The sequence below is a fragment of the Streptomyces sp. NPDC040405 genome, from assembly GCF_055595765.1.
In genome coordinates this window covers 156633-176757 of sequence record NZ_JBVIVI010000003.1, presented here as the reverse complement: position 1 = coordinate 176757, position 20125 = coordinate 156633, and the positions used below count along the sequence as shown (strand labels likewise).

Below are 20125 nucleotides of genomic sequence, written 5' to 3'. Positions count from 1 at the left end.
GACATCAGGCCCCGGGGAGGAAGCGGAAGCCGGGGTAGCCGCGTCCGGCGATGGACTCGCAGTGGCGGCGGTACGTCCCGACGCCGCCGACGTACGGCATGAAGATCCGCGGCTTGCCCGGGATGTTCGCGCCCGTGTACCAGGACGCGCCGCGCGGGAAGAGCGTGCGGTCGGCGACCTCGTTGACGTGCGCGACCCACGCGTCCTCGGCGTCCTCGTCCGCCTCGGCGCACACCATGCCGCCGCCCCGCGCGTGCTGGAGGAGGTCCGCGATCCAGTCCACGTGCTGCTCTATGGACACCACCATGTTGCTGATCACCGAGGGGCTTCCGGGGCCGGTGATCAGGAAGAGGTTGGGAAAACCCGCCGTGGCGAGCCCGAGATAGGTGCGGGGGCCCGCCGCCCACTTCTCGCGCAGACTCCGCCCGCCCCGGCCGCGGAGGTCGACCGCGAGCACGGCTCCGGTGATGGCGTCGAACCCGGTCGCGAAGACGATGCTGTCCAGCTCATAGGTGGCGTCGGCGGTCCGTACACCCGTGGGGACAATCTTCTCAATAGGGGATGAACCGACATCGACCAGGGTGACGTTGTCGCGGTTGTACGTGGCGTAATAGCCGGTGTCCACGGTGACCCGCTTCGAACCGACCGGAAAGCCGCGCGGGAGCAGCAGTTCGGCCACCGCCGGGTCGTGGACGATCTCCCGGATCTTCGACCGGATGAAGTCGGCGGCGGTGTCGTTGGCCCGCTCGTCGGCGAGCAGGTCGTTGAAGGCGCCGATGAAGCCGCCCCCGCCCTCCCGCCATCGCGCCTCGTACTCGGCCCGGCGCGCCTCCGGCGAGACGTCCAGCGCCGACTGGTCGTTGTTGCGGCGGCCCGTGCCGTTGGGCGAGTAGCGGACCATGGCGCGGTGCTCGCGATAGCGGGCCTTCATCGCCCGCTCCTCGGCCGGGTCGAGCGGCCGGTTGCGCGCCGGGAGGCTGAAGTTGGCGGTGCGCTGGAAGACGGTGGTGTGGGCGGCCCGGGCGGCGATCAGCGGGATGGCCTGGGTGCCGGAGGAGCCCGTGCCGATGACGCCGACCCGCCTGCCACCGAAATCCACGTCCTCGTGCGGCCAGTTCCCGGTGTGGTACGTCGCGCCCTGGAAGGAGTCGAGGCCAGGGAGGTCCGGGATACGGGCCGTGGAGAGGCAGCCGGTGGCCATGACGAGGAACCGCGTACGGAGCCGCTCTCCCCGGTCGGTGGTGAGGTCCCAGACGAGACCCGGCTCGTCGAAGACGGCACGGGTCAGCCGGGTCTCCAACCGGATGTCGCGCCGCAGGTCGAAGCGGTCGGCGACATGCTCCAGGTAGCGGAGGATCTCGGGCTGGGCGGGGTAGCGCTCGGTCCAGACCCACTCCTGTTCCAGCTCGGGGGAGAACGAGTAGGAGTAGTCCATGCTCTCCACGTCGCACCGCGCCCCCGGGTAGCGGTTCCAGAACCACGTACCTCCCACGCCGCTCGCCGCGTCGAGGCAGCGGACCGACAGACCGAGACCGCGCAGCCGGTGCAGCGCGTACAGCCCGGCGAAGCCGGCGCCCACCACGACCACGTCGACGTGAGCAGGAGACGGGGACGGCGGAGACGCCGGGGAGTCGGCCATCGGAAGTTCCTCCCGACCGTGAGCGGGTGAGGCGACGAGGACGAGTGAAGCACAAAACATGCGACTGGTTTAAGGGGTGGAACGGGGACCCCGAAGCGGCGGAGCCTCAGAGCAGCGAGCGCCCGACCTCGGACCAGGGGCCCATGTGGAGATAGGTCATCTCGCGCCGGGCGAAGACCCAGCGGTCCCCCCGCCGTAGATAGCGGTCCGCATAGCGGAGGGCGCCGAAGTGGGTGGTGTCACGGAGGCCCAGCTCGACATGGCCCAGCGCCGTGCCCCGCGCGCACTCCTCGTCCAGCTCGTCGAGCACGCAGGAGTGCGGCGAGTGGACTGACCGCGCGACATCGGCCAGCCGTTCACGCAGGGCCGCGACCACCGCGGTCCGGCCGCGCACCTCCTCGCCGCGTATGGGCATGGTGGCGTCGGTGTCGAACAGCGCGGCAAGCGCCTCCCAGTCGCGGTCGTCGATCGCGAGACAGTAGCGGGCGACCAGCTCCTGGAGGGCAAGCCGCGCCTCCACGTCCCGCAGTCGTCGCTCAAGGTCCATGGCCACGTCCTCTCCTGGGTGTGCCGCATCTTGACCCTATCTCAAAACCAGGCGCATGATATGCACACTACTTCCGCTGGGGGTGCACGAGTGCCGGGTAAGCGATACCTCGTGACGGGGGCCGCCCAGGGCATGGGCCGCGCCATCGCCCTCGAAGCCGCGGCCCGCGGCGCCGAGCACGTGGCGCTGGCCGACATCGCCCCGGAGGCCGCCGAGTCGGCCGCCGCCGAGGTGCGCGCGCTGGGCGCGGAGGCGGTCGCGATCACTGTCGACCTGCGCCGCCCGGCGCAGGTCGAGGAGATGGTCGACGCGGCAGCGGCCGCCATGGGCGGGATCGACGTCCTGGTGAACAACGCGGGCGTACTGGACTCGGCCTTCGCGCCCGGCGCGACGTTCGAGACGCTGCCCGAGGACGCGTGGGACGCGGTGCTGGGGATCAACCTCAAGGCGATGTGGCTCGCCACGAAGTACGCCGCGCCCCATCTGCGCGCCTCGGACCGGGGCCCCTCCGTGGTGAACGCCTCGTCGGTGGCGGGGCTGACGGGATACCCGGCGGCCGCGTACGCCGCCAGCAAGGGCGGAGTGATCCAGCTGACCCGCGCCTGCGCCATCGACCTGGCGCCCGAGGTGCGGTGCAACTGCTACTGCCCCGGCTCCGTGGACACCCCCATGAGCCGCGCCCGCCTGGGCGTCGCCGAGGACCGCGCGGCGCAGGAGCGCCGGATGTCGGGCACCCATCTGATCCCGCGCATGGGACAGCCGGAGGAAGTGGCCAAACTGGTCTGCTTCCTGGCCTCGGACGACGCGTCGTTCATCACCGGCGCCGTCTACGCCGTGGACGGCGGCACGACGGCGTGGCGCGGCATGCGCGACTGACCCGCCGCTCAGCACACCCCGGACGAGCACACTCCAGAACTATGCGCATGGTTATTGACTTGGGCCGAACCCTCAGGTCATGTTGGGTCGACAAACGGGCCGCACGAGCGAAACAGGAGCCGCGGCGATGTCTGAGCAGATCCAGCAGTGCCCGGTGAGTCATACCGACTACCGGAGCACCACCGCTCCCGCCGGACACTACGACCTTCTCGACCGCGAACGTGAAGCGAGCCGCTACCACTTCAGCGACACCACGGAGCGCGGCTTCTGGATGCTGACGCGGTACGACGACGTGCTCCAGGGCTTCCAGGACCCCGACACCTTCACCAACGAGGTCACCAGCGCGCTCAACCCCGAACGCGGCATCGACCTGCTTCCCCAGCAGCTGGGCGGAGAGGCGCACGCCCGGCTCCGCCGCGTGGTCAATCCGTATTTCGCCCCGGCCGCGGTCCGCCGGATGGAGCCCTTCGCCACCGCCCGCTGCATCGAGCTGATCGAGGAGCTGCGACCGCAGGGGAGGTGCGACTTCGTGGCCGAGTTCGCCATCCGCTACCCCACCGACGTCTTCCTCGACCTGCTCGGCCTGCCCACCTCGGACGGCGCGTTCTTCGTGCCCTGGGTCGAGGACGTCTTCGGCGGAATCTTCACCGGCGACGCGGAGCGCGCCCGCTCCGCGTCGGCCAATATCACCGACTACTTCGACGCGCGGGTGAAGGAGCGCCGCCGCAACCCGCTCGACCCCTCCGTCGACCTCGTGTCCCGCCTGGTCCAGGCCCGCCGCGGGGCCGACGAGGAGCCGCTCACCCACGACGAGATCCTCACCGTCTGCATGACGCTCACGATGGCGGGGCTCGACACCACCCGCAGCGCGCTCGGCTACATGTTCTGGCACCTCGCACAGCACGACGACGACCGCGCGACCCTCACCGGCGATCCGGCCGTCGTGCCCGCCGCCGTCGAGGAATTCATACGGCTCTATCCACTCGTCATACAGGCCGGGCGCGAGGTGTCCCGTCCCGTCGATCTCGACGGGCTGCGTCTGGACGCGGGCGAGGTGGTCTGGCTCGGCATCGGGTCGGCGAACCGCGACCCGCGCAAGTTCCCCGAGCCCGAGACATTCCGGCTCGGCCGCAAGGGCGTCAACCAGCACCTCGGGTTCGGCGCCGGTCCGCACCGCTGCCTGGGCATGCACCTGGCCCGGGTCGAGCTGGCCATCGTGCTGCGCGAATGGCACAAACGCATCCCCCACTACCGCATCGCGTCCGACAGGCCGCTCGTGGAGCGGGGCAGCCAGCTGACGCTGATGAGCCTGCCGCTGGAGTGGGACGCATGACCGCCCGGCTCCGCCTCGACGCGGCCCGCTGCACCGGCCACGGGCGCTGCTACAGCGTCGCACCCGATCTGCTGAGCGATGACGAAGAGGGGTTCGTCGAGCAGCGCGGCACCGACGTCCCCGTACCCGCACCGCTGCTGGGCCAGGCGGCCGGCGCCGAGAGCGCCTGCCCCGAGATGGCGATCACCCTGCTGGGAGAAACGGCGACCCCGGGCGGCGAGCCGTGACCGGCCGCCTCGAAGGGCGCGTCGCCGTCGTCACCGGGGGCCTGTCCGGGATCGGCGCCGCGACCGTGCGCCGCTTTCTTGACGAGGGCGCCGCCGTCGTCGCGGGCGATGTGCGCGACCCCGGCCCGGCCGACGCCCCTTCCGGATACGGCGACCGCCTCACCCTGCTCACCGCGGACGTCGCCGCCGAGGACGACGTCAGGGCACTGGTCGACGAGGCGGTACGGCGCTACGGGCAGCTCGACATCATGTTCAACAACGCCGCGGTCCTCGGGGCCGTCGGGCCGATCGGCACGGCCGACATGGCCGAGGTGGACGCGACGTTCGCGGTCGATCTGCGCGGCGTGTTCCTCGGCATGAAGCACGCCGCCCGGGTCATGCAGCCCCGGCGCTCCGGCTCCATCATCTCGACCTCCAGTCCCGCGGGGCTCTCCGGCGGCCAGGGGCCGCACGCCTACAGCGCGGCCAAGGCGGCGGTCATCGGTCTCACCCGGTCCGTGGCCGCCGAGCTGCGCACCGACCTGATCCGCGTCAACGCCGTCGTCCCCGGCGCGACCGTCACCGCGATGATGGCCGACCTCACCACCGGGGACGCGGCCGACCTCGCGGGCGCGGAGCGGAAGATGGCGGAGACCGCGTGGCTGGGGCGGCCCATCCACGCCGACGACATCGCCGAGGCCGTCGCCTTCCTGGCCTCGGACGCCGCGCGGTTCATCACCGGGGAGACCTTGAGCGTCGACGGCGGCATGACCAGCGCGCCCGGGTCCTCGCCGTTCCTCGCCGAGCGCTTCGCGGACACCTCCGCGATCTTCGAAGCCGGACGCAGGAGCCCGCGCCGATGATGCTGGAACAGTTGCGGGTACTGGACCTGACCGACGCACGCGGACTGCTGTGCGGCCGTCTCCTCGCCGACCTCGGGGCCGACACCGTCCAGGTCGAGCCCACCAGGGGCTCCCCCGCCCGCCGCCAGCCGCCGCTCACCGGCAGCGCACCCCGCGGCTCGCTCCACTGGCACACGTACGCCGCGAACAAGCGCGGCGTCGCACTCGACATGGACTCGCCGAAGGGCATCGCCGCGCTGGAACGTCTGATCGCCGCCGCCGACATCCTGGTGACGTCGCTCTCCCCCGCCTGGCTCGCCGAGCGCGGCCTCGGCCACCGGCGGCTGCTGCGCGCCCACCCGCACCTGATCTACGCGTCCATCACGCCGTTCGGGCTCACCGGCCCCAAGGCGCACTACGCCGACAGCGACCTCGTGCTCTGGGCGGCCGGAGGCCCGCTCGACCCGCACCGGGAGGGTGACCGGCCGCCGGTGCGCATCAGCGTCCCGCAGGCGTATCTGCACGCGTCGGCCGACGCCGCGTGCGGCGCGCTGCTCGCCCACCGCGCCCGCCGCGCCACCGGGCGCGGCCAGCTCGTCGACGTCTCCGTCCAGGCGTGTCTGCCGGTCGCCACCCTCGGCCGGGCGCTCGCCGACGCCGTCGGCGACGAGAACCCGGAGTGGCAGCGCACTCCCGTCGCGCGGTCCGCCCGTACGGACCAGAGCGGCAGCGGCGCCGCCACGTCGAGCGCGATGAAGAAGTGGGTGTGCCGGGACGGCGTCGTCGAGTTCCACCTCGCGATGGGCGCCGCCTCGGGGGGCTTCACCAACACCTTCTTCCGGCTGCTGCACGGCGAGGGCGCCTGCGAGCCGCGCTTCGCCGCATGGGACTGGCGACGGCTGCCGGAGCGGGTGGAGAGCGGCGAGGTCACCGAAGACGACCTCCAGGCGGCGCGCCGCGACATCCGTGCCTGGTTCGCCGGGAAGACGAAGGCGGAGATCCTGGACGCCGCGGTCGAGCACCGGCTGCTGTGCATCGGCATCGCCGACATGGCCGACGTCGCCGCGAGCCCCCAGCTGGCCCACCGGGGCTACTTCACGGCCGTCGGCGACGGGCCGCGCCGGGTCACCCTGCCCGGACGGTTCGCCCGGGTCAGCGACTCCCCGTATCCCTGCGTACGCCGTCCCGCACCGCTTCTCGGCGAGCACACCGAGGAGGTGCGCACCGAGTGGACCGCCTCCGTGCGGCGAATGGAGGCGTCCGAACGGGCGGCGGCCCCCGCACTGGAGGGGCTGCGGGTGCTGGACCTGTCGTGGGTCGTCGCCGGTCCCCTCGTCGGACGGGCGCTCGCCGACCACGGAGCCGAGGTGGTGCGCGTCGAGTCCAGCAGGCGGATCGAGACCTCGCGTCTGATGCCGCCCTTCCACGGGGGCGTGCCGGGGGTGGAGAATTCGGCCCTCTTCGGCAACGCCAACGCGGGCAAGTACGGCCTCGCCCTGGATCTCGGCAGGGAAGCCGGACGCGCGGTCGCCGCCGACCTCGCCGCCTGGGCCGATGTGGTGGTGGAGTCCTTCTCACCCGGCACGATGGCCCGCTGGGGACTGGGCCAGGAGACCCTGCGGGCGCACAACCCCCGCCTGATCGTGGTCAGTTCGTCCCTGATGGGGCAGACGGGCCCGCACGCGGCACTCGCCGGGTACGGCAGCACCGGCGCCTCCCTCAGCGGCTTCCAGAACCTCGTCGGCTGGCCGGACGAGCTGCCGATCGGCACCTTCGGCCCGTACACCGACTACGTCGGGCCGCGGCTGGCCCTCGTCGCCCTGCTCGCCGCGCTCGAACAGCGGGAGCGGACCGGCCGCGGCGCTTACATCGACGTCTCCCAGGTCGAGTCGGGCATCTTCTTCCTGTCTCCCTACTGTGCGCACTACGCCGCCGACGGCACCGTCGTCCAGCGGCGCGGCAACGCCGACGAAGCGCTCGTACCGCACGGTGTCTACCCCTGCCGACCGGAGCGCGGCACCCCCCGCTACGTCGCCCTGACCGCCCGCGACGACGAGGAGTGGCGGCGGCTCGCACACGTCACCGGCCGCCCCGACCTGGCCACCGACCCCGCCCTCGCGACCGCCGCCGGGCGCCGTGCCCGGGAGGCCGAGCTCGACGCGCACCTGGCCGCGTGGACCGCGGGCCGCACCGCGCGGGAGGCCGAGACGCTGCTCCAGGCGGCGGGCGTCCCGGCCCATCTCTCGGCGTCCAGCGCCGACCTGTGCACCGACCCGGCGCTGCTCCACCGCGGCCATCTCGTCCGGCTGCCGCACCCGGTGCACGGCGAGACCGTCGTCGAAGGCCCGCGCGTGGCGCTCTCCTCGACCCCGGGATCGGTCCGCCGTGCCGCGCCGACCCTCGGCCAGCACACCGCCTACGTCCTGCGCGAGCTGCTCGGCTACTCCGAGGAGCGGATACGCGCACTCGAAGAAGAGAAGGTGCTGGTGTGAGCGAGGACTGGCAGGCGGCCTGGAAACCGGTCGTGGACGCGGTCGGGCGGGACTTCTCCGACGGAGCCACCGTCTTCGGCGCGGATCCCGTCGAGCGCGGCGCGATCCGGCGCTTCCTGGAACCGCTGGAGCTCGACTGCGCCCTGCACACCGACCCCGCGGTGGCCCGCGCCCACGGCTTCGCCGACGTGACCATGCCGTACACGGGCGTCATCACCTGGACGATCCCACCGATGTGGGAACCGGGGCAGCCGCTGTTCGACTCCGCCGAGCGGGACGCGCAGCCCGTGCACAGCCCGATCAACAACCAGGACATGCCTCTCGGCCCGCGCACCACGGGCTTCTTCGCCACCGGCATCGAACTCGACTTCCTGCGCCCGGTGGTGGCCGGTGAGCGCGTGGGGCGCAGCGGCAGACGGCTTGTCGCCTGTGCGCCGAAGGAGACATCGGTGGGCCGTGGCGCGTTCCTGACCTGGGAGAGCGACCTCGTCACCGAGGCGGACGGCGAGGTCGTCGCCCGGATCCGCACCAGCACCTACGCCTACGAGCCGACGCCGAAGGGAGCCGGACGGTGACCGCGAGCCCAGCGGCGGGACAGCGCCGCTTCGAGGACGTGCGCGAGGGAGAGGAGCTGCCGAGCGTCGCGTATCCGCTGCCCGTCTACCGCCTCGTCATGGCCGCAGGCTCCAACCGCGACTTCAACTCCATCCACCACAACACCGACTACGCGCGGGCCACCGGTGCGCCCGAGATGTACGCCAACACCTCTCTGCTGCTCGGGATGTGGGAGCGGATCGTACGCGACTGGATCGGTCCGGCCGGGACCATCCGCGGCATCAGGGGCTTCCGGATGCGAGCGTTCAACGTCGTCGGCGACACCACCTGGGTGCACGCCCGGGTGGTCTCGGTGGCCACCGAGGACGGGCCGGGGACTGTCGACATCGAGGTCCGCTGCGAGAACTCCGCGGGCGTCACCGTCGGCCCCGGAACGGTCCGGGCGACCCTGCCGCTGCGCGCGGACGGCACGGAGTGAGGAGCAGCCGGATGTCCCACGAGCTGTCCGGCAGGACCGCCATCGCCGGTCTCGGCATCACGGAGATGGGCAAGGTGTACGGGCGTACGGCGACGGAATTCGCGGTGCGTGCCGTCGCCCTGGCCGCCGAGGACGCCGGGATCGGGCTCGCCGAACTCGACGGGCTGCTCATCAACCCGGGCGTCGGCGGCGACATCGGGCTGCCGCTCCAGGCCGCGCTGGGCATCGGGGAGCTGCGGCTGCTCTCCACGGTGCAGGGGTTCGGCTCGTCGGCGTGCGCCATGGTGCAGTACGCCTCGCTGGCGATCAGCGCGGGGCAAGCGGAGGCGGTCGCCTGTGTGTACGCGGACGCGCCGCTGCGTCAGGGCGCGGGCAGCGGAGCGGCGTACACCGGCGCCGCCCGGCAGGCGTCCGCCCTGGACGCGCTGCCGCGGGCCGCGGGTCTGGACAGTGCCGCCGCGAAGTACGCGCTCGCCGCCCGCCGTCACATGGAGCGCTACGGGACGACGAGTGAGCAGCTGGGCGCGGTGGCCGTCGCCGCCCGGCAATGGGCGGCGCTCAACGAGCGGGCGCAGATGAGGGACCGGAAGCTGACGCTGGAGGACCACCAGGCGTCCCGCGTGGTGGCCGACCCGCTGCGGCTGTTCGACTGCTGTCTGGTGAGCAACGGCGGTATCGCCGTCATCGTCACGAGCGCCGAGCGGGCCAGGAGCCTCGCCCGGCCGCCGGTGTACGTGCTCGGCTGGGGCCAGGGCCACCCCGGACACCCGATGGCGCGCGGCAGCGGCTTCGGTCTGGTCACCGGGGCCGCCACGTCCGGCCCGGCCGCGCTCGCCATGGCCGGTCTTTCGCTGTCCGACATAGGCGTCCGCGAGCTCTACGACTGTTTCACCTTCACGACGCTGGTGTCCCTGGAGGACTACGGATTCTGCGCCAAGGGCGAGGGCGGCGCGTTCGTGGCCTCGGGTGCCCTCGCGCCCGGCGGCAGCCATCCGACCAACACCGGGGGCGGCCAGCTCTCCTCGTACTACATGTGGGGCATGACGCCGCTGTCGGAAGGCGTCATCCAGGCACGTGGCGACGGCGGCCCACGGCAGGTCGCCGACGCCGGCGCGATCCTGGTCAGCGGCAACGGCGGGGTACTCGACCACCATGCGACGCTGATCCTCGGCCCGCATCCGCACCCCTGATCATCCGGAAGGACCGGGCCCGTGAGCGATTCCCCCCTCACCCGTGACGCACCCTCCGCGGAGTTCTTCGACGCCGCGGCCCGGGGTGTCCTGCTGCTGCGCTGGTCGAAGGAGTGCGGCGGCTACCTTCCTCCGGCCGCGACGGTCTGCCCGTGTGCCCCGCTCGCACCCCTGGAGTGGCGGGAGTCCTCGGGCCTCGGCGAGATCGTCACCTGGACGGTCATCCCGGTGCGCGGCACGGACGCGGTTCCGCCCACGGTGGTGGCGTACGTCGAGCTGGCGGAGGGGCCGTGGATCACGGTGCGGGTGCGGGGCATCGACCCGGCCACGCTGCGGGCGGGCCATCCGGTGCGCATCGGCTTCGAAACCCCCGAGGGCGGCGGCGAGACCATCCCGATCGCACTGGCGCCTCACCCCGGCTGAACGGCGATCGACTTGGTCTCCTGGTAGGCCCGCAGGCCCTCGGGTCCCATCTCGCGCCCGATGCCGGACTCCTTGAACCCGCCGAACGGGCTCCCGTACGCCTGCGGGTGGCCGTTCACGCTGACCATGCCGGTGCGCAGCCGCCGCGCCACCGCGAGTCCCGCGTCCGGGTCGGCGGTCCACACCGAGCCGGAGAGGCCGTACGGGGAATCGTCGGCGATGGCCACGGCCTCGTCGGTGTCCCGGTACGGGATGACCGCGACGACCGGGCCGAAGATCTCCTCGCGGGCGATCCGCATGCCGTTGTGCACACCGTCGAAAAGCGTCGGCTCGACGTACCAGCCCGCGTCGAGCCCCTTGGGACGCCCTCCCCCGGCGACGACCCGGGCGCCCTCGGAGCGGCCGGTGGCCACAAAGCCCTCCACGCGGTCCCGTTGGCGCTCGCTGATCAACGGGCCGACGACGGTCCCGGCCGCGAGCGGGTCGCCCACGGGCACCTCGCGGAAAGCGGCGGCCAGCGCGTCGACGAGTGCGTCGTGCCGGGTGGCGGGGGCCAGGATCCGGGTCTGGGCGATGCACGCCTGGCCGTTGACCATCAGCGCCATGGGCAGGATCTTCCTGACGAACGCCTCCAGGTCGGCGTCGGGAAGCACGATCGCCGCCGACTTGCCGCCCAGCTCCAGCGTGACGCGGGCGATGCGCTCGGCGCAGACCGCCATGATCCGCTTCCCGGCGGCGCTCGATCCGGTGAACGCCACCTTGTCGACGCCCTCGTGGGCCACAAGGTGAGCACCCGCGTCCCGGTCCCCCGGGACGAGGTTGAAGACGCCCGGCGGAAGACCCGCCTCGGCCAGCGCCTCGGCCAGCTCGAAGAGGGTGAGCGGGGCCTCCGGAGCCGGCTTGGAAATCACCGAGCAGCCCGCCGCCAGAGCCGGGGCGATCTTGAGCATCGGCGAGCTGAGCGGCCCGTTCCACGGGGTGATCGCGGCGACGACCCCGACCGGCTCCTGGGTGACGAGGCTGGTGTTGCCCGCACCGTCGGTGCGCGGCTCGTCCGGGTCGGTGGAGCGCACCAGACCGGCGTAGTAGCGCAGGTGGCGGATGGGGTTGGGCACATGGGCCGCGGCGCTGAACCAGCGGGGGCAGCCCAGTTCGGCGGTGAGCAGGTCGACCAGGTACCCGGACCGCTCCTGGAGGATGTCCGCCGCCCGCTCCAGCACCTCGGCGCGGGCCTGTCGCGGCATCTCCCGCCAGACACCGGAGTCGAACGACGCGCGCGCGGCCGCGACGGCCCGCTCGATGTCCTCGGGGGTGGCGAGGACGGTACGCCCTACGAGCTCCTGGTCGGCAGGGTTGCGGACGTCGAGCGGGGTACCGCCCCGGGACGCGGTCCAGCCCCCGCCCAGATACAGCCGCTGCCGGTCCACGGGGGCGATGGCGACCATGGGCGTCTCCTTCAACCGGGCGTCTCCATAAACCATGACTATGGATTGCACTGTAGTCGAGATCACCCACCTTGGGAGGAGTATCGCGCACACCCTTCTGAACAGGCGGTGCACGGATCTGGCCATCCGGGCAGCGACGGGCTTACCGTGAGCCATGTCCCCGAATCTATGCGCAGGAATCGCATAGAAAGCCTTGACGGGTCAGAACACCTGGGGCAATCGTGTGGACAGCCCAGCGGGCCCAAGGAGGCGTTATGCGGGTACAACTCACGGCGGTCGGGCTGGTGACGGTGATGGCCGCGGGTGGCCTCACCGCGTGCGGCTCTTCCTCCTCCGGCGACTCATCGGGGGGCGGAAACCGCACCCTCACCCTCGGCACGACCACCGTCGTCTCGCAGTGGGACCCATTCAAGAACGACTGGGGCCCGTTCCTCCAGCCCCAGCAGGCCGCGTACGACAGCCTGGTCCACCGCAACCCGGACGGGTCGTTCGCGCCGGGGCTCGCGACGAAGTGGAATTACGCCGACCCCTCGACGTTCGACATGACCATCCGCCACGGCGTGACCTTCTCCGACGGCACCAAGCTGGACGCCGCCGCGGTGAAGGCCAACCTCGACCACGGCAAGACCGTCCAGGGACCCAGGACCGACGAGATCGCCGCCCTCGGCAAGGTGACGGTCACCGCGCCCGACAAGGTGCGGATCAAGCTCTCCCGGCCGGACCCCTCGCTGCCGCTCGTCTTCTCCGCCGTGCTCGGCCAGATGGCCAGCCCGAAGGCGCTGAAGGACCCCGGGCTGCTGAAGAAGAAGCCGGTCGGCGCCGGGCCGTACACCCTGGACTCGGCCGCCACCACACCGGGCGACAAGTACACCTTCGTCAAGAACCCGAAGTACTGGGACGCCAAGTCGGTGAAGTTCGACAAGCTGGTGTTTCCCATCATCCAGGACTCCACCGCATCCCTGAACGCCCTGCGCTCGGGGCAGATCGACGGTGCGATCGGCACCCTCGACGATGTCCCGGCCGCCAAGGCCGCGGGCCTCGCCGTCTCCTCCTCGATGAGCTACTTCACCGCGCTCAACATCAACGACCGCAGCGGCCGCCAGGTCAAGGCGCTCGGCGACGTGCGGGTCCGCAGGGCGCTGAACTACGCCGTCGACCGCGAGGCGCTCCAGGCCACCGCGGGTGAGGGACAGCCCACCACACAGATCTTCCCGCCCGGCCAGCCCGGCTACGTCAAGGCGCTGGACAAGGCGTATCCGTACAGCCCGGCGAAGGCGAAGAAGCTGCTCGCCGAGGCGGGCTACCCCAACGGCATCGACCTCACGGTCACCAACACCGCCGTGCTCTTCTTCGACCGCTACGGGCAGGCGCTCGCCCAGCAGTTGAAGAAGTCGGGAATCCGCATAAAGATCCACAACGTGTCGCTGCCGGAGTACCAGGCGCTGCGCCTCTCCGACAAGAACCCGCTGTACGCCTGGTTCTACAACTGGATCGGCACGCCCATCGACGCCAACCGGCTGCTGCGCCGGAACGGCCAGTACAACCCGTACCGGGTCGACAACCCGAAGCTGGACAAGCTGATCGACAAGGCGGCGGCCGAGACCGGGGCGAAGCAGCGGGCGACGTACGAGGAGATCTCCAAGGAGGTCGTCGACCAGGCGCTCTTCGTCGTCACCAACATCGGCAAGACCTACTACTTCTACAACCCGAAGAAGGTCAAGGAGATGAGCTACGTGCCGCTGGAGTCACTGCCGTTCGTCAGGGGCCTGGAGCCCGCCTCCTGAGCCTTGAGGAGCAAGTGCTGTGCTCAGGACAGTCCTCCGACGGCTCCTGGTCGTCGTCCCGATGCTATGGGGCATCGCCACAGTGGCGTTCTGCCTGGTCAACCTGATCCCCGGATCCCCGGCGCGCACCATCCTGGGCGACGGCGCCACCGCCGAGCAGGTCGCCGCGCTGGACCGGAAGATGGGCTACGACCGGCCGCTGGCCGCCCAGTACTGGTCGTGGCTCTCGCACGTGCTGCGCGGTGACTTCGGCACGTCGCTGCTCACCAGCAGGCCGACGACGGCCGATGTGGGCGCCCGGCTGCCCATCACCCTCTCCGTCGTCGTCGGCGCCGTGCTGCTGACGGTCGTCGCCGGGGTGGCCGTCGGCGTGATCAGCGCGATCGGCGGGCGGCGCCTGGACCGCACCGGGCAGAGCGTGCTCAGCTTCTTCATGGCCGTCCCCAGCTTCTGGCTGGGCGTGCTGCTGGTCTTCCTGCTGTCCATCCGGCTCGGCTGGCTGCCCGCCACCGGCTATGTGCCCTTCGCCCAGTCCCCCGGCCGCTGGCTCGCCTCGATCACCCTGCCGTGTCTGTCGGTGGCGGCGGTCGGCATCGCCACCGTCGCCCGGCAGACCCGGGGGGCGATGCTCGACGTGCTCACCAAGGACTACATCCGGACGCTGCGCGCCGCCGGGGTCTCCAACCGTTCGCTGATCTTCCGGCACGCGCTGCGCAACGCCTCCATCCCCATCGTGACCAGCGTCGGCTTCCAGTTCATCGGCCTGCTCGGCAGCACCGTCATCGTCGAGCAGGTCTTCGCGCTGAACGGGCTCGGGGCGCTGACCCTCTCGGCGGTGAACGGAAAGGACTTCCCCGTGGTGCTCACCGTCGTCCTGTTCACGACCACCATCGTGCTGGCCGCGAACCTCCTCGTCGACGTCGCCAACGCCTGGCTCAACCCGAAGGCGAGGCAGGCATGAGCGTCGGCGTGAACACCGAGACGGTGGCGGCCGGGCCGGGCCGCCACCGGCGCTCGGGCGACAAGGTCGCGGGCCGCGCGCGCGGCGTGCTGCGCCGTCCCGGGACCTGGCTGAGCCTGGCGTGGATCACCGTGGTCGTCCTCGGCAGCCTCTTCGCTTCCCTGCTGGCCCCGCACGACCCGCTCGACCAGAACCTGCGCCGCATCTACCAGGGCCCGTCCGGCACCTACTGGCTCGGCACCGACTCCCTCGGCCGCGACGTGCTCAGCAGGCTGATGCACGGCGGGGCCCTCAGCCTGCTCGGCTCCGGCGAAGCGGTCCTGGTCGCGCTCCTCATCGGCATCCCGTTCGGCCTGCTGGCCGGTTACCGCGGCGGCTGGGCCGACGCCGTCATCAGCCGGATCGCCGAGGCGCTGATGGCCCTGCCCGTGATCATCATCCTGCTCGCGGTGGTCGCGGTGTACGGCCGCGGATTCGCGGTGTCCATGGGCGCCCTCGGGGTCATCTTCTCCGCCGCCATCATCCGGCTGGTACGGGCGACGACGACGGCCGTACGCGGTGAGCTGTACGTCGACGCCGCCCGCGTCTCGGGGCTGCGGGCGCCCCGGATCGTCGTACGGCATGTGCTGCCCAACGTCATCGCGCCCGTGCTGATCCAGAGTTCGCTGACCCTGGGCACCGCCCTGCTGATCCAGTCCGGCCTCGGTTTCCTCGGTCTCGGCCCGCAGCCGCCCGCGCCCAACTGGGGAGCGGGCATCGCCGAGGCCGCCGCCGCCATCAACCAGGACGCCTGGCTGATGGTCCCGACCGGGGGCGTCCTGGTCCTCACCGTCCTGGCCTTCAACTTCCTCGGCGACGCGCTGCGCGACGCGGCCCCCGCGGGCCAGGGGCAGGCGGCCACCGGACGCTTCTTCGGCCGCCGCCCCCTTCCCCCGGACTCCGGTACGACGGAGCCCGCCGACGACGGCGTGCTGCTCCGGGTCCGCGGGCTGGTGGTGTCCTTCCCCGACGACGACGGGAACGACCAGCCGGTGGTCGACGGGGTCGGCTTCGACGTACGGCCGGGCGAAACCGTCGGCCTGGTGGGCGAGTCGGGGTGCGGCAAGACCGTCACCGCGCTGTCCGTCCTCGGTCTCGTCCCGGGTGCGGGACACCTCGGGGAGGGACAGATCCTGTTCGACGGGGCTGACCTCGCCCGGATGCCGGAGAAGCGGCTGGCGGCGTACCGCGGACGGCGGATCGGCTACATCGCACAGGAGCCCATGACCGCGCTCGACCCGTGCTTCACCATCGGGTCCCAGCTCGTCGAACCGCTGCGGCGGCACCGCGGGCTGGCCAAGGCGCAGGCCCGGACCTGCGCCGCCGAACTGCTGAGCCTCGTCGGCATCCCGCGCCCGGAGCAGGTCTGCCGCGGCTACCCCCACCAGCTCTCCGGCGGCATGGCGCAGCGTGCGGCGATCGCGCTCGCCCTGACCGGCGAGCCGGACCTGCTGATCGCGGACGAGCCGACCACCGCCCTTGACGTCACCGTGCAGGCCGAGATCCTCGATCTGCTGCGCTCGCTCCAGGCGGAGCTGGGCATGGCGATGATCCTGGTGACCCACGACCTCGGGGTGGTCGCCGACATCTGCGACCGGGCGGTGGTGATGTACGCGGGGCAGGTGGTCGAGGAGGGCACGGTCGACCAGATCTTCACCTCGGCCCTGCACCCCTACACCCGTGCCCTGCTGCGCTCCACGCCGGAGCGCGAGGAGACGGCGGGGCCGCTGCCCGCCATCGAGGGGACGGTGCCGCAGCCGCGCGACTGGCCGGCCGGCTGCCGGTTCGCCGCACGCTGCGCGTTCGCGACCGAGGCCTGTTCGGCGGCGCCGGTGCCGATGCTGGTGCGCGGCCCCGTGCCCGGTGGCCCGCGGGCGGCCCGTTGTATCCGTGCCGACACCTGGAAGGCGGTGGACCATGAGCGCGCTGCTGGAGCTGTCTGACCTCGCGGTCACCTACCCCGCGCCCGGTCGGCGGGCCACGCCGCTGCGCGCGGTGGACGGGGTGAGCCTGCGCGTCGAACCGGGCGAAACGGTGGGCCTGGTCGGTGAGTCCGGATCGGGCAAGTCGACCATCGGCCGGGCCGTCCTCGGCCTCACCCGCGCCGCCGAGGGGCGGATCTCGTTCGACGGCGCGGACATCACGCACGCGTCCGCGCGCGTCCGCCGCGCCCTCGCGTCCGACCTCCAGGTCGTCTTCCAGGATCCGTACAGCTCCCTCAACCCGAGCCACCCGGTGGGCAAGACGCTCGCCGAGCCGCTGTTGCTGCGGAAGGGGACGAGCCGGGACCAGGCGGATGCGGAGATCCGGCGGCTGCTGGCGGCCGTCGGGCTCCCCGACGACGCGGCGGACCGGCATCCGGCGCGGTTCTCGGGCGGTCAGCGGCAGCGCGTCGCCATCGCCCGCGCCCTGGCGGTCTCGCCCCGGCTGGTCGTCTGCGACGAGCCGGTCAGCGCGTTGGACGTCTCCACCCAGGCCCAGGTGATCAATCTGCTGGCCGCGCTCCAGGCGGAGCTGGGGGTGGCGTATCTGTTCATCGCCCATGACATCGCGGTCGTACGGCACATCTCGCACCGCGTGGTCGTCCTCTACCGGGGCCGGGTCATGGAGTCGGGGCCCGCCGCCGAGGTGTGTCTGCGGCCGAGCCATCCGTACACCCGCGCGCTGGTGGCGGCGGCCCCGGTGCCGGATCCGGCGCTCCAGCGCAAGCGCCGCCAGGTGCGGCGGGCCTCGGTGTCGACCTCGACTGCGGCGTCCGCGGCCGCGGACGGGCCGGGGTGCCCCTTCGCGCCCCGCTGCCCGCACACGGCTCAGGTGTGCTGGTCGGCGAGACCCGCCCGCACCACGGTGGGCCAGGTGGAGTTGAGCTGCCACCGATACGATCCGGGCTCGGGCCACCCCGACGCGGGCGCGCCTAGTCCCGGCCTCTCCCGGACGGGAAACGGACATGGGCGCCAACCCTGATAAGGGTTCCGGTATACTCCGTCCCATGGAGGGACCTTGGCTGTCAGGTGAGGAAATGGCACCGACGAAAACACTGAAACGCGGAGCCAAGGTCGCCGAGGCGCTGGCGCAGGAGATCGTCCACGACATCGTGAAGCGCAAGCTGCCCCCGGGCACGCTGCTGCCGTCCGAGGCGCAGATGATCGAGGACTACGGCGTCGGGCGCGGCTCGCTCCGTGAGGCGCTGCGGATCCTCGAAGTCCACGGGCTCATCACGATGAAGCCGGGGCGCAACGGCGGCCCGATGGTCATCGAGGTGCGCACCCGTGACTACGGCCGGATGTCGACGCTCTTCTATCACCTCGGTGGTGTCACCTTCCAGGAACTCCTGGAGGCGCGGCTGGTGATGGAGGCGACGATGGCCCGGCTCGCCGCCGAGCGCAACGCGCCGGAGCTGGGTGAGCAGCTGGCCGAGTCGTGCGAGAAGTCCGTGGTGGAGGACGACGATCTGTACTTCGCCGCCACCCACGACTTCCACCGTAAGGTGTCGTCGATGTCGGGGAACCCGATCCTCAACCTGGTGAGCATGTCGCTCGAGGACATCTTCCACGACCAGGTGAGCGGCTTCCTCTTCCCGCCCGACCGGCGCGAGGACGTGCAGGCCACGCACAAGGCCATCGCGCGGGCCATCGCCAAGGGGCAGGCCGCGACGGCGGAGCGGCTGATGCGGCAGCACATGCAGGAGTACGCGGATTACGTGCGCAGGCGCCACCCCACCCTCGTCGACCAGGTCGTCAACTGGCGCTGAGCGGGGACACCGTCGCGGGGCTCAGCGGCCGCGCCAGACGGGGGCGCGTTTCTCGGTGAACGCCGACGCGCCCTCGCGGGCGTCCTCGGAGGAACGGACCGGCTCGTAGATCGCGTTCTGCCGGGCGAATGCCTCCTCGGCGGGCCACTGCCCGCCCTCGCCCAGGACCCGCTTGGTGGCCCGTACGCCCAGGGGGCCGTTCTCCGCGATCCGCCCCGCCAGCGACAGCGCTTCGGCGAGGGCGCCGCCGGGCGGTGTGAGCCGGTTGACCAGGCCCGCCGCGTGCGCCCGGGCGGCGTCGACGCGGTCCCCGGTCAGCGCCCACTCGGTCGCCGTGCCCAGCGGCACCCGGCGCGGCAGCCGCAGCAGGCCGCCGCCCCCGGCCATCAGCCCGCGGCGCACCTCGGGCAGCCCGAACGAGGCGTCCTCGGCAGCCACGATCAGATCGCAGGCGAGTGCGATCTCGAAGCCTCCGGCCAGTGCGAAGCCTTCGACGGCCGCGATGAGCGGCTTCGCGGGTGGCGCCTCCACCAGACCGGCGAAGCCGCGGCCCGGCACCGAGGGCCGCTCGCCCGCGAGGAACGCCTTGAGGTCCATTCCGGCGCTGAACGTGCCTCCGGCGCCGGTCAGTACGCCGACGCGGAGCGTGTCGTCGGTGTCGAGCCGTTCCATCGCGGCGCCGATCGCCCGCGCGGTGGCGGTGTTCACGGCATTGCGGACCTCCGGCCTGTCGATGGTGACGACGAGGACGGCGCCCCGGGTCTCGACCGTGACCTCGGGGCTCATCGCGCCTGCATCCGGATCGCGCCGTCGAGGCGGATCGTCTCGCCGTTGAGCATGGGATTGTCGACGATGTGCAGCGCCAGCCGGGCGTACTCGTCCGGGATGCCGAAGCGGCGCGGGTGCGGCGCCATGGTGGAGAGCGAGTCGCGCACCCGCTGGGGAAGGCGGGCCAGGATGGGGGTGTCGAAGAGGCCGGGGGCGATGGTGCACACCCGTATCAGCTTGCCGGCCAGGTCGCGGGCGGCCACGAGGGTGAGTCCGACGATGCCCGCCTTGGCGGACGCGTACGGAAGCTGGCCGACCTGTCCTTCCCACGCGGCGACGGAGGCGGTGAGCACGCAGACCCCGCGCTCGCCGTCGACCGGTTCGTTCCGGGCCATCCGGGCTGCCGCCAGGCGCAGCACGTTGAAGGTGCCGATCAGGTTGACGCGTACGACGGACTCGTAGAGTTCGAGGGAGCCGGGCTCGCCGTCGCGCTCGACGAGACGCATCGCGCCGCCCCGGCCCGCGCAGTGCACGAGCGTGCGCAGCGGGCCGAGGTCTTCGGCGGCCGCGATGGCTTCGGCGACGGCGTCGGGGTCGGTGACGTCGGCGGGCGCGAAGTGGGCGGATGGGCCGAGGTCGGCGGCCACGGCCTTGCCGTCGGAGGCGGGCAGGTCGAGCAGAACGGTCGGCACACCGGCGGCGGCCAGCCGCCGGGCGGTGGCCAGTCCCAGGCCGGAGGCCCCGCCGGTCACCACTGCGGACCCTGACGTGACGTCCATGGGCAATCGCTTCCTTG

The 20125-nt window shown here is 72.1% G+C and carries 19 protein-coding genes; 14 read left to right on the top strand and 5 right to left on the bottom strand.

The genetic code is table 11. From position 1 onward, the window contains the following. Window positions 1-4: 4 nt before the first annotated feature. Both ACZ59A_RS14850 and ACZ59A_RS14845 read right to left on the bottom strand, forming a co-directional pair. The gene (locus tag ACZ59A_RS14850; protein ID WP_470958260.1) at window positions 5-1639 is read right to left on the bottom strand and encodes a flavin-containing monooxygenase; all 1635 of its coding nucleotides are present in this window, start codon (window positions 1637-1639) and stop codon (window positions 5-7) included. Between the two features lie 106 nt (window positions 1640-1745). Next, window positions 1746-2186 carry a nuclear transport factor 2 family protein gene (locus ACZ59A_RS14845; RefSeq protein WP_470959650.1) on the bottom strand — a complete coding sequence of 147 codons (441 nt, stop codon included), beginning with the start codon at window positions 2184-2186 and terminating at the stop codon, window positions 1746-1748. A gap of 90 nt (window positions 2187-2276) precedes the next feature. On the opposite strand from ACZ59A_RS14845, the gene ACZ59A_RS14840 reads away from it, so the two are divergent. The 9 genes from ACZ59A_RS14840 to ACZ59A_RS14800 all read left to right on the top strand — a co-directional run bounded on the left by ACZ59A_RS14840 (window position 2277) and on the right by ACZ59A_RS14800 (window position 10581). Further along, window positions 2277-3062, top strand: a complete 786-nt coding sequence (locus ACZ59A_RS14840; protein ID WP_470958258.1) for an SDR family NAD(P)-dependent oxidoreductase — start codon at window positions 2277-2279, stop codon at window positions 3060-3062. A gap of 127 nt (window positions 3063-3189) precedes the next feature. Further along, window positions 3190-4395, top strand: a complete 1206-nt coding sequence (locus ACZ59A_RS14835) for a cytochrome P450 (RefSeq protein WP_470958255.1) — start codon at window positions 3190-3192, stop codon at window positions 4393-4395. After that, window positions 4392-4622 (top strand): ferredoxin, encoded by a 231-nt coding sequence (locus ACZ59A_RS14830; RefSeq protein WP_470958252.1) that lies wholly within the window; start codon window positions 4392-4394, stop codon window positions 4620-4622. Before ACZ59A_RS14835 ends, ACZ59A_RS14830 begins: the two co-directional genes overlap by 4 nt. After that, window positions 4619-5464 (top strand): SDR family oxidoreductase, encoded by an 846-nt coding sequence (locus ACZ59A_RS14825; protein WP_470958250.1) that lies wholly within the window; start codon window positions 4619-4621, stop codon window positions 5462-5464. The genes ACZ59A_RS14830 and ACZ59A_RS14825 overlap by 4 nt, the downstream gene beginning before the upstream one ends. Next, entirely contained in the window at window positions 5461-7935 is a 2475-nt protein-coding gene (locus tag ACZ59A_RS14820; RefSeq protein WP_470958247.1) for a CaiB/BaiF CoA transferase family protein, read from the top strand. Before ACZ59A_RS14825 ends, ACZ59A_RS14820 begins: the two co-directional genes overlap by 4 nt. Continuing rightward, on the top strand, window positions 7932-8510 hold the full coding sequence (locus ACZ59A_RS14815) for an FAS1-like dehydratase domain-containing protein (protein WP_470958244.1): 579 nt from the start codon (window positions 7932-7934) through the stop codon (window positions 8508-8510). The genes ACZ59A_RS14820 and ACZ59A_RS14815 overlap by 4 nt, the downstream gene beginning before the upstream one ends. Beyond that, entirely contained in the window at window positions 8507-8968 is a 462-nt protein-coding gene (locus tag ACZ59A_RS14810; RefSeq protein WP_470958242.1) for a hotdog family protein, read from the top strand. Before ACZ59A_RS14815 ends, ACZ59A_RS14810 begins: the two co-directional genes overlap by 4 nt. An 11-nt stretch (window positions 8969-8979) precedes the next feature. Continuing rightward, window positions 8980-10158 carry a thiolase C-terminal domain-containing protein gene (locus tag ACZ59A_RS14805; protein WP_470958239.1) on the top strand — a complete coding sequence of 393 codons (1179 nt, stop codon included), beginning with the start codon at window positions 8980-8982 and terminating at the stop codon, window positions 10156-10158. 21 nt (window positions 10159-10179) lie between these two features. Beyond that, window positions 10180-10581 (top strand): Zn-ribbon domain-containing OB-fold protein, encoded by a 402-nt coding sequence (locus ACZ59A_RS14800; RefSeq protein ID WP_470958236.1) that lies wholly within the window; start codon window positions 10180-10182, stop codon window positions 10579-10581. Here the strand turns inward: ACZ59A_RS14800 and ACZ59A_RS14795 are convergent. Then, window positions 10569-12026, bottom strand: a complete 1458-nt coding sequence (locus tag ACZ59A_RS14795) for an aldehyde dehydrogenase (RefSeq protein ID WP_470958233.1) — start codon at window positions 12024-12026, stop codon at window positions 10569-10571. The two genes, ACZ59A_RS14800 and ACZ59A_RS14795, sit on opposite strands and share 13 nt — an antisense overlap. 254 nt (window positions 12027-12280) lie before the next feature. Here ACZ59A_RS14795 and ACZ59A_RS14790 point away from each other — a divergent pair, with 254 nt between their 5' ends. From ACZ59A_RS14790 to ACZ59A_RS14770, 5 genes are read left to right on the top strand one after another with little or no spacing between them, the layout of a single operon-like run. Continuing rightward, a complete protein-coding gene (locus ACZ59A_RS14790) occupies window positions 12281-13810 on the top strand; it encodes an ABC transporter substrate-binding protein (protein ID WP_470958229.1) in 1530 nt (509 codons plus the stop codon). Between the two features lie 19 nt (window positions 13811-13829). Continuing rightward, complete coding sequence (locus tag ACZ59A_RS14785) at window positions 13830-14771, top strand: ABC transporter permease (protein WP_470958226.1); 942 nt, start codon at window positions 13830-13832, stop codon at window positions 14769-14771. Beyond that, complete coding sequence (locus ACZ59A_RS14780; protein ID WP_470958225.1) at window positions 14768-16753, top strand: dipeptide/oligopeptide/nickel ABC transporter permease/ATP-binding protein; 1986 nt, start codon at window positions 14768-14770, stop codon at window positions 16751-16753. The genes ACZ59A_RS14785 and ACZ59A_RS14780 overlap by 4 nt, the downstream gene beginning before the upstream one ends. After that, window positions 16728-17774, top strand: a complete 1047-nt coding sequence (locus ACZ59A_RS14775; RefSeq protein ID WP_470958222.1) for an oligopeptide/dipeptide ABC transporter ATP-binding protein — start codon at window positions 16728-16730, stop codon at window positions 17772-17774. The genes ACZ59A_RS14780 and ACZ59A_RS14775 overlap by 26 nt, the downstream gene beginning before the upstream one ends. A gap of 55 nt (window positions 17775-17829) precedes the next feature. Continuing rightward, complete coding sequence (locus ACZ59A_RS14770) at window positions 17830-18561, top strand: FadR/GntR family transcriptional regulator (protein WP_470958220.1); 732 nt, start codon at window positions 17830-17832, stop codon at window positions 18559-18561. Between the two features lie 21 nt (window positions 18562-18582). On the opposite strand, the gene ACZ59A_RS14765 is transcribed toward ACZ59A_RS14770, so the two are convergent. Then, window positions 18583-19347: a crotonase/enoyl-CoA hydratase family protein gene (locus ACZ59A_RS14765; RefSeq protein WP_470958217.1), complete on the bottom strand. Its 765-nt coding sequence runs from the start codon at window positions 19345-19347 to the stop codon at window positions 18583-18585. After that, a complete protein-coding gene (locus ACZ59A_RS14760; RefSeq protein ID WP_470958215.1) occupies window positions 19344-20108 on the bottom strand; it encodes an SDR family NAD(P)-dependent oxidoreductase in 765 nt (254 codons plus the stop codon). The genes ACZ59A_RS14765 and ACZ59A_RS14760 overlap by 4 nt, the downstream gene beginning before the upstream one ends. Window positions 20109-20125: the final 17 nt, after the last annotated feature.

Excerpts from the sequence above, each read along its gene's own strand:
- ACZ59A_RS14850 (WP_470958260.1), bottom strand. The coding sequence starts at position 1,639 with ATGGCCGACTCCCCGGCGTCTCCGCCGTCCCCGTCTCCTGCTCACGTC.
- ACZ59A_RS14845 (WP_470959650.1), bottom strand. The coding sequence starts at position 2,186 with ATGGACCTTGAGCGACGACTGCGGGACGTGGAGGCGCGGCTTGCCCTC.
- ACZ59A_RS14835 (WP_470958255.1), top strand. The coding sequence starts at position 3,190 with ATGTCTGAGCAGATCCAGCAGTGCCCGGTGAGTCATACCGACTACCGG.
- ACZ59A_RS14830 (WP_470958252.1), top strand. The coding sequence starts at position 4,392 with ATGACCGCCCGGCTCCGCCTCGACGCGGCCCGCTGCACCGGCCACGGG.
- ACZ59A_RS14820 (WP_470958247.1), top strand. The coding sequence starts at position 5,461 with ATGATGCTGGAACAGTTGCGGGTACTGGACCTGACCGACGCACGCGGA.
- ACZ59A_RS14805 (WP_470958239.1), top strand. The coding sequence starts at position 8,980 with ATGTCCCACGAGCTGTCCGGCAGGACCGCCATCGCCGGTCTCGGCATC.
- ACZ59A_RS14795 (WP_470958233.1), bottom strand. The coding sequence starts at position 12,026 with ATGGTCGCCATCGCCCCCGTGGACCGGCAGCGGCTGTATCTGGGCGGG.
- ACZ59A_RS14790 (WP_470958229.1), top strand. The coding sequence starts at position 12,281 with ATGCGGGTACAACTCACGGCGGTCGGGCTGGTGACGGTGATGGCCGCG.
- ACZ59A_RS14780 (WP_470958225.1), top strand. The coding sequence starts at position 14,768 with ATGAGCGTCGGCGTGAACACCGAGACGGTGGCGGCCGGGCCGGGCCGC.
- ACZ59A_RS14775 (WP_470958222.1), top strand. The coding sequence starts at position 16,728 with ATGAGCGCGCTGCTGGAGCTGTCTGACCTCGCGGTCACCTACCCCGCG.
- ACZ59A_RS14770 (WP_470958220.1), top strand. The coding sequence starts at position 17,830 with ATGGCACCGACGAAAACACTGAAACGCGGAGCCAAGGTCGCCGAGGCG.
- ACZ59A_RS14765 (WP_470958217.1), bottom strand. The coding sequence starts at position 19,347 with ATGAGCCCCGAGGTCACGGTCGAGACCCGGGGCGCCGTCCTCGTCGTC.
- ACZ59A_RS14760 (WP_470958215.1), bottom strand. The coding sequence starts at position 20,108 with ATGGACGTCACGTCAGGGTCCGCAGTGGTGACCGGCGGGGCCTCCGGC.